General features: G+C 75.4%; 1 protein-coding gene. It reads left to right on the top strand.

Going from position 1 to position 659, the window contains the following annotated elements; translation table 11 throughout:
* A partial coding sequence (locus tag AC1DP0_RS22460; RefSeq protein ID WP_478088871.1) for a helix-turn-helix transcriptional regulator occupies positions 1 to 659 on the top strand: 659 nt, incomplete at both ends.

Genomic DNA, 659 nt, shown 5'->3' on the forward strand with positions numbered 1-659 from the left:
CTGGCGCTGGCCGCACGGGCGTGGTCGACGGCCAGCATCTCCGGCGCCGCCTCGGCGGGTCTGCGCAAGCTGCGGCTCTCCGGGGTCGAGATCGACGAGTCGGTCGCGGCCGGGGCGGAGCCGCGCATCCGCACCAAGGAGCCGGCGTTCGAGGCCGTGCACGCCGCCGTGTCGGCCCTGCAGCCGATCACCTTCGACTACCGCAGGAACGACGGCGAGCTGTCGACGCGCCACGTGCAGCCGTGGGCGCTGAAGAACTGGCACGGCCGCTGGTACCTCACCGGCTTCGACATCGACCGCGGTGACGAGCGCGCCTTCCGGCTCAGCCGCTTCGAGGGCGCCGTCCGTCGCAAGGGAAGGGCGGGGTCGTATGCCGTCCCGTCCGACCACGTGCCCGAGGTGGCCCTCGAGGCACAGCCGCCCGAGGCCGCGGGCACGGCCGTCGTCCGGGTGCGGCACGGGCGCGGCCACACGCTGCGCCGCTTCGCCCAGCGCACCACCGAGATCGACGAGCAGTGGGCCGAGATCGAGGTGCCCTACCGCCGCGGCACGACCGAGCGCGACGTCGTCGCCCTGGGCACGCACGCCGTGGCCGTGTCGCCGCCCGAGCTCGTCGAGGCCGTCCGCTCGGCGCTGCTGGCGGTGGCCCGGGCACACCG

Source organism: Terrabacter sp. P5_B1 (genome assembly GCF_056400505.1).